This window comes from Bifidobacterium aquikefiri (assembly GCF_002259795.1).
Classification (GTDB): domain Bacteria; phylum Actinomycetota; class Actinomycetes; order Actinomycetales; family Bifidobacteriaceae; genus Bombiscardovia; species Bombiscardovia aquikefiri.
In genome coordinates, this window is the sequence record NZ_MWXA01000011.1 from 1 (window position 1) to 4,138 (window position 4,138).

Consider the following 4,138-nt stretch of genomic DNA (forward strand, 5'->3'; position numbering starts at 1 on the left):
GGTTCAGAACGTCGTGAGACAGTTTGGTCTCTATCCTCTGCGCTCGTTGGAATTTTGAGGAGTCCTGCCCATAGTACGAGAGGACCTGGGTGGACGAACCTCTGGTATGCCAGTTGTCGCGCCAGCGGCACGGCTGGTTAGCTACGTTCGGAAGGGATAACCGCTGAAAGCATCTAAGCGGGAAGCCTTCTCCAAGATAAGAATTCCGTGAAACCTTCGAGTTTCTGAAGACTCCATGTAGATTACATGGTTGATAGGCCGGATGTGGAAGACCCGTGAGGGTTGGAGCTGACCGGTACTAACAGTCGAAAGGCAATCATACTTCACTTATCTTTCATGGTGAGTGGATATGCAAGTCCTTCTAGTGAAGCATCTAGCAGCAAGGAGCACTTGTTGACTGTAAGCGATCATATGAAATAGTTAAGCGTCCACCATCCGGTTCCCAAGCAACCACAAGCCATGCACACGAGCGTGTGTGTGATAATTGAAGATTTGCGGTGACCATAGCCTAGGGGAAACGCCCAGTTCCATTCCGAACCTGGAAGCTAAGACCTAGCACGGCGATGGTACTGCACTCGTTAGGGTGTGGGAGAGTAGCACGTTGCCGCTATACACGATACAGAACCCTGGGTTCGAGCACAGCTCCCCAGGGTTCAACCACACCCACAACACCAAACAACACAGCCAGAGATTTCAGCGTCCACTGTTAGCGATGAAGCGAACATAATGTACCTTATCGGCTCAAGCGCTCAGTCTATCAATAACAACTGGGCATGCTGTGTTCCCGTTGGAGGTCTCTGAACCCAGCATGATACACACATGCAGATTGTTGCTCGAACTCTTTGATTCGTACCCGGGTAGGTGTCAGCTACTTCATCGTGCATCATGCATACTTGATGCATGAGCAACAATCAGTCATCGATAATCCAGAGGATTCGTATAGATACGGTGTCATCATTGAGTGGAACCGTTCTGGAAATCGGCGCGGGGAACGGAGACAATCTTCCGTATCTTCCTAAATCCATCAGCTTGATTGCCTTGGAACCAGATAAACGTCGTTGCACTATCCGAGATTAAGCGAGTACTGCGACCAGGAGCGGCCGTGCACTTCATGGAACATGTCGCAGCATCACCGCATACAGTAGTCCACGCATTGCAGTCGTTATTGGCACCGCTGTCCCGTCGTTTCAATCATGGTTGCGATCCTCTTGCACAGACGCAGGAGCGTTTCGTCGCTTCCGGCTTCACTCTCAAGAACTTCCAAAGACGGGAATTCACAGAGATCCCTCTGATCACCGGTCTTGCCATTACACCCAATCAAGCATGAATTGACAGTGCTCAACCCCTAGCGATCTATTGCTAGGCAAACTCACGTTGACTATGATGCTGGGAAACCGGGTGTTGTACGGCTATCGAGATTGTGTATCCCAATCCTGTTCCCAATTTGGCTTTCCAAAAATTCTTCGCCGTTCTTTAGTATCAACCAAAGACCTCAGCTGCGGCCACAGCTCGTAAAGCATCTTCATTGATGTGCTCGCGTCCATACGCATCCAGGAATCTGTCATCATAATCATGCGTGCCTAAGTTGTATTGCAAAGTCCACAACGCCCAGAACACATCAATATGAGGATCGGCGATACCAGCGCAATCCAAATCCACAAATCCGCTGAACTTCCAACTGTCGAGAATGATATTCGGCAAACAGTAGTCTCCATGGATAAGGGTGTCTGAGGCCAATAAGTGACTGTATTCTTGGAACACTCTGGCAATATCTATTACCGACGCAGTTCCGAAGCGATCGGTGTAGTAGCGAACGTCGATGTCCTTGGTAAGGGAGGGGTTACTCGTTGGGTTGTCCTGCCCTGTTGCGTTGGAAAGTATGCGAGAGCACGTGCTCCAGGCATTGGCAATGTAGCTGTCGGTCCTCCGGGGAATAAGGAAATCGTGTATAGGCTGCTCTTGCAGCATGTGCAGTATCGCTGCCATCTTCTCACAGAGATGTTTGGGATCCGAGAGATACGATTCGTCGGTACAGTCCTTACCAAATACTTCGCCGGTAATCAGCCAGTCGCGTTGGGAAATCCCACCATTCGATAGATGATCTGGCGTCGGCAGCGTTTCGTACAACAGCACTTCCGCCGCGAGTTTTCGATGATGGAAAAATCGAGTCATCACCGCTTCGGTACTCAGGCTTCCCTTGGTGGAGGTTTTGATGAACAGACGACGGTCATCTGTATCTACGCAATACACCCTGGCTTCCGGAGACGAACTCGTATCATATATCGTGCATCCGAGGGCCAATCGCGCGAGGGATTCTGGAAAGATTGCGTTGACACTCGACGCATTTGAGGGAATCGGGGTTAATTTCATAGGATTAGCACTTGAAAGAACTTCGATTCGGGAAGCGTTGGGGTGTGAGTGCGCGGTGTCCTGGTACTAATTGAATAATTCATCATGACTTCCGGTTCTGAGGAATGTGACCGTCGTGTCATTTCTGATCCAGATGAGTAGCCAGTCGCCTTCGTTATGAACATGGCATTCAGAGCAATCAGACCATTGTCCGTTCAATCGGTGTGCGTTGTGTCTGCTCCCGAGCAGCATCGTCGACTCGGCGGAGTCTTCGATGATGAGGCGCATCACATCTTTGAGTTTGTCCATATCGCGATGTTTGTGCGCGAGGCGTTTGACATCACGGTTGAAAATGGCGGTGCTAAGGGATTGCAGCATTGCGTTCAGATTCCCAAGGAGTCGAACAGCTCGTCTGCGTCCTTGTGTCCGCGCTGAGCTGTGGCGAGCAGGGCACGGCCCTCCTCGATCGACTTGCGCGTCTGTGCATTGGGAGTGTCTGCCAGACTCAGCGTGACTGGAATGCCGTGCTCACGAATAATCTGCTTGTAAAACATTCGAGTTGCTGCGGAAAGATCGATTCCGAGCTCCTCGGCAATGGCTGCTGCCTGAGCCTTGGTCTCGCTATCAACTCGAATAGTCACGGATGACATGGTCATGATAATCACCTATCTGCAAAAAGTAATCAAACGACTGCTCAATGCAGTCAATTAAAATATATTGTACAGCAATTGCCCTACATGGTGCAATAGTTGGACGCTTGATGTGCGGTGACAACGACGAATGAGCCTTGACTCTCGGTGATTGGAGGAATGGCGATTGGAGGAATGCTGATGAGGGGAAGGACCCCGGCGTGAGTGAGCTCTGCTACCCGGGAAAACCGAGTACAAATAACAATGATGTAATTTGGATTATGGAGGATGACACGCCGAACAGGAGCAATTTCAAGCAATATTGCGCGGCAATATGTATCGGAAGATACGAGGATTCAGGTGGAGGGTCGAATACGACACGCCGTTTGAACCCAGTGTTTACAAGGCTTGAAAGAATTCGACGGGTGCATGATTTGCACTCAACCGCAATGACGTGTAAGTTTATCCCTTGCTGCCCAACAGCGAGAACAATTCTTCACGAGTGGTTCAAGATGTTGGTGTGGTGGTGGTTTGAGAACTCAAAAGCGTATTTGTACTACTTTTTATAGTCAATTAATTGCCAGTTCGGCATGAGCCTGGGGCTTTGGTTCTGGGTGTCTGGGAGGACTTAATGATTGCCGATTTTTTTGTGTGGTTTGTTCTTTTTTGAACGAATCCGTCAATATGAATTATTTTTGAGAGTCGTTTTTGGCTCTTCATGATTTTTTTGTGGAGGGTTTGATTCTGGCTCAGGATGAATGCTGGCGGCGTGCTTAACACATGCAAGTCGAACGGGATCCGAGGCGCTTGCGTCTTGGTGAGAGTGGCGAACGGGTGAGTAATGCGTGACTAACCTGCCTCATACTCTGGAATAGCTCCTGGAAACGGGTGGTAATGCCGGATGTTCCGATTTTCCGCATGGATTTTCGGGAAAGTGTTAGCGGTATGAGATGGTGTCGCGTCCTATCAGCTTGTTGGTGAGGTAATGGCTCACCAAGGCTTTGACGGGTAGCCGGCCTGAGAGGGCGACCGGCCACATTGGGACTGAGATACGGCCCAGACTCCTACGGGAGGCAGCAGTGGGGAATATTGCACAATGGGGGAAACCCTGATGCAGCGACGCCGCGTGCGGGATGACGGCCTTCGGGTTGTAAACCGCT

General features: G+C 50.2%; 5 protein-coding genes and 3 rRNA genes. 5 read left to right on the forward strand and 3 right to left on the reverse strand.

Annotation, left to right across the window (positions count from 1 at the left end; genetic code table 11):
* The 4 genes from BAQU_RS09910 to BAQU_RS09920 all read left to right on the forward strand — a co-directional run.
* A 23S ribosomal RNA gene (locus BAQU_RS09910) occupies positions 1–322 on the forward strand; the annotation flags it as partial.
* 171 nt (positions 323–493) lie between these two features.
* Positions 494–610 (forward strand): 5S ribosomal RNA (gene rrf, locus BAQU_RS09915).
* Positions 611–900: 290 nt separating this feature from the next.
* Positions 901–1,077 carry a class I SAM-dependent methyltransferase gene (locus BAQU_RS10475; protein WP_158215700.1) on the forward strand — a complete coding sequence of 59 codons (177 nt, stop codon included), beginning with the start codon at positions 901–903 and terminating at the stop codon, positions 1,075–1,077.
* A 25-nt stretch (positions 1,078–1,102) separates the two neighbouring features.
* The gene (locus BAQU_RS09920; RefSeq protein ID WP_143242011.1) at positions 1,103–1,327 is read left to right on the forward strand and encodes a hypothetical protein; all 225 of its coding nucleotides are present in this window, start codon (positions 1,103–1,105) and stop codon (positions 1,325–1,327) included.
* Positions 1,328–1,479: 152 nt separating this feature from the next.
* Here BAQU_RS09920 and BAQU_RS09925 read toward each other — a convergent pair whose 3' ends face one another.
* From BAQU_RS09925 to BAQU_RS09935, 3 genes are all read right to left on the reverse strand, one after another.
* Entirely contained in the window at positions 1,480–2,370 is an 891-nt protein-coding gene (locus tag BAQU_RS09925) for an aminoglycoside 3'-phosphotransferase (protein WP_094695245.1), read from the reverse strand.
* Between the two features lie 66 nt (positions 2,371–2,436).
* Positions 2,437–2,727 (reverse strand): type II toxin-antitoxin system RelE/ParE family toxin, encoded by a 291-nt coding sequence (locus BAQU_RS09930; RefSeq protein ID WP_094695247.1) that lies wholly within the window; start codon positions 2,725–2,727, stop codon positions 2,437–2,439.
* A 5-nt stretch (positions 2,728–2,732) separates the two neighbouring features.
* Positions 2,733–3,005: a type II toxin-antitoxin system RelB/DinJ family antitoxin gene (locus tag BAQU_RS09935; protein ID WP_094695249.1), complete on the reverse strand. Its 273-nt coding sequence runs from the start codon at positions 3,003–3,005 to the stop codon at positions 2,733–2,735.
* Positions 3,006–3,704: 699 nt separating this feature from the next.
* Here BAQU_RS09935 and BAQU_RS09945 point away from each other — a divergent pair.
* Positions 3,705–4,138, forward strand: a 16S ribosomal RNA gene (locus BAQU_RS09945); the annotation flags it as partial.